Origin of the sequence: Streptomyces sp., assembly GCF_035563135.1 — a bacterium.
Classification (GTDB): Bacteria; Actinomycetota; Actinomycetes; order Streptomycetales; family Streptomycetaceae; genus Streptomyces.
In genome coordinates, this window is record NZ_DATMVN010000104.1 from 1 (window position 1) to 2,478 (window position 2,478).

Sequence of the window (2,478 nt, forward strand, 5' to 3'; positions counted from 1 at the left end):
CCTCCCGCACGGCCTGCGGCCCCTCGGCGATGAACCTGCGCTCCTTGCCGCGGAAGTTGCGCCTGGCCAGCCGGCGCGCGGCGGCGATTCGCGGCGATCGCGCGGAGATCAGTTCGGGGGTGCCCATGGTCGGCGGCGAGCCTCTCTGCGTATGTCAGCTTCTGTGCGTACGTTTCTCCGCGTACGGCTGACTACGTACGCGACACGTGGTGCAACGCACCGGACCCGCAGACGGCGCGCGCCTGCGGGTCCGGCTCGAAACGCTGGGAAGTGCTGCCCGGGTCAGGCGGCCTTCGGGGCGTTGACGTCGCTCGGGAGGGCCTTCTGGGCGACCTCGACGAGGGCGGCGAACGCGTTGGCGTCGTTGACCGCGAGCTCGGCCAGGATCTTGCGGTCCACCTCGATGTTGGCGGCCTTCAGACCCTGGATGAGGCGGTTGTACGTCATGCCGTTCTGGCGGGCAGCCGCGTTGATGCGCTGGATCCAGAGCTGACGGAAGTCGCCCTTGCGCTTCTTGCGGTCGTTGTAGTTGTAGACCAGGGAGTGGGTGACCTGCTCCTTGGCCTTGCGGTACAGGCGCGAACGCTGACCGCGGTAACCGCTGGCGGCCTCGAGGATCGCCCGGCGCTTCTTGTGGGCGTTTACTGCCCGCTTGACGCGTGCCACTTTTAACTCCTTGCAGCGGGGCTGGGAATCGCGGTGTCGACTCACCAGCCCGGAAACGAATTGGTCCCGGTCGGATGGAGGCCGTGCCCCCGGCTTCACCGGAGGCGTCGTCCTCTACTTGCCGAGAAGCTTCTTGATCTTCTTGGCGTCGGCCGGAGCCACGACGACCGTGCCGGTCAGCGAGCGGGTCTTCTTGGACGACTTGTGCTCGAGCAGGTGGCGCTTGCCGGCCCTCTCGCGCAGCACCTTGCCGGAGCCGGTGATCTTGAAGCGCTTGCTGGCACCGCTGTGCGTCTTGTTCTTCGGCATCGCGCCGTTATCTCCTCGTCAGTGGCGCCCCTCACGGTGCGGGCACCGGACTGCAGGGGCGTCAGATCTTTGGGTGGTTTCCGGGGGACCCGGGGGCGCCTGGGTGGCGGCCCCCGGAGGTCACGCCTCGGAAGGTGTCTCGGCCGGAGCCTCGGCCGCTGCGGCCGGGGCCTCAGCGGTGTCACCCTCGGACTCGGCGTCGGGGGTGTGTCCCTGACGCTCCGCCTTGCGGGCGGCCTGGGCCTCACGGGCTTCGGCCATGGCTTCGGTCTTCTTCTTGTGCGGGCCCAGAACCATGATCATGTTCCGGCCGTCCTGCTTCGGGTTCGACTCGATGAAGCCGAGGTCCTCGACGTCCGAAGCGAGACGCTGGAGCAGTCGGAAGCCCAGCTCGGGACGGGACTGCTCACGACCGCGGAACATGATCGTGATCTTGACCTTGTCCCCCTGCTTGAGGAACCGGACGACGTGACCCTTCTTGGTGTCGTAGTCGTGCGGGTCGATCTTCGGCCGGAGCTTCATCTCCTTGATGACCGTGTGCGCCTGGTTCTTGCGCGCCTCACGGGCCTTCATGGCCGACTCGTACTTGAACTTCCCGTAGTCCATGAGCTTGCACACGGGGGGACGGGCTGTCGCCGCCACCTCGACCAGGTCGAGGTCGTACTCCTGTGCGAGCTCCAGGGCCTTGGCAAGCGGAACAATCCCGACCTGCTCGCCGCTGGGACCGACAAGTCGCACCTCGGGAACGCGAATCCGGTCGTTGATGCGGGGCTCGGCGCTGATGGATCCTCCTCGGTAGCACCACGCGACCGCCTGGCGGACAGCCGCGTAACGTCTTATGTATGACCAACCGAGCCGGGAGAACAGAAACGCCCCGGACGGGACACAGGCGGGGCTCCTGGAACTACCGGAACACCGCCGCGTGCAACCGCGGGGCGCAATCGGGCGGCCCCATCGTCCGTACGGAACGATGGCTGCCACCTGACCGGTGACCCGCCGTCCCTGAGGACGGTCAGGTGGGAGATCGGAGCCTCCACTTGTGGGCCGGGCACATAGATGTCCGGCCGGTCGTTACACAAGGTTAGCAGCTCCCCGGGCCCACGGCTAACCCGCTGCCCGGACGGCTCCCGCAGGAAGCGCCGCGCCGACGTGGCCTTATCGTGTGGGGCATGAGCGACTCGACCACCCCCAGCACCGAGAACCCCGGCTTCGACGACATGACCCGCGACATCGCGGAGGTTCCCGCGGTCGAGGTGATCGTGACCGTCGCCGTCAATCTGATGAGCGCGGCAGCCGTGAAGCTCGGTCTGACCGAGGAGGGCGAGCAGCACAAGGACCTCGACGAGGCCCGCAAACTGGTCCAGGCACTGGCCGGACTGCTCGACGCGAGCGCCACCGAGATCAGCACGTTCCACGCCTCGCCGCTGCGCGACGGCCTGAAATCGCTCCAGCTGGCCTTCCGTGAGGCCTCCCTCGTCCCGGACGAGCCCGGTCAGGGCCCGG

General features: G+C 67.6%; 4 protein-coding genes and 1 pseudogene. 1 reads left to right on the forward strand and 4 read right to left on the reverse strand.

Features of this window, described 5'->3' with window-relative positions; all coding sequences use genetic code 11:
- The 4 genes and pseudogenes from VN520_RS04590 to infC form a co-directional block, all read right to left on the reverse strand.
- Positions 1-127 (reverse strand): annotated as a pseudogene (locus VN520_RS04590) (RNA methyltransferase); the annotation flags it as partial.
- A 155-nt stretch (positions 128-282) separates the two neighbouring features.
- Positions 283-666: a 50S ribosomal protein L20 gene (gene rplT / locus VN520_RS04595; protein WP_003970214.1), complete on the reverse strand. Its 384-nt coding sequence runs from the start codon at positions 664-666 to the stop codon at positions 283-285.
- A gap of 114 nt (positions 667-780) precedes the next feature.
- Positions 781-975: a 50S ribosomal protein L35 gene (gene rpmI, locus VN520_RS04600; protein WP_003970213.1), complete on the reverse strand. Its 195-nt coding sequence runs from the start codon at positions 973-975 to the stop codon at positions 781-783.
- Between the two features lie 120 nt (positions 976-1,095).
- A complete protein-coding gene (gene infC / locus VN520_RS04605; protein WP_325745541.1) occupies positions 1,096-1,815 on the reverse strand; it encodes a translation initiation factor IF-3 in 720 nt (239 codons plus the stop codon).
- A gap of 329 nt (positions 1,816-2,144) precedes the next feature.
- Here infC and VN520_RS04610 point away from each other — a divergent pair.
- Positions 2,145-2,478: DUF1844 domain-containing protein (locus VN520_RS04610; protein ID WP_325745540.1), on the forward strand; the 334-nt coding region annotated here is incomplete at its 3' end.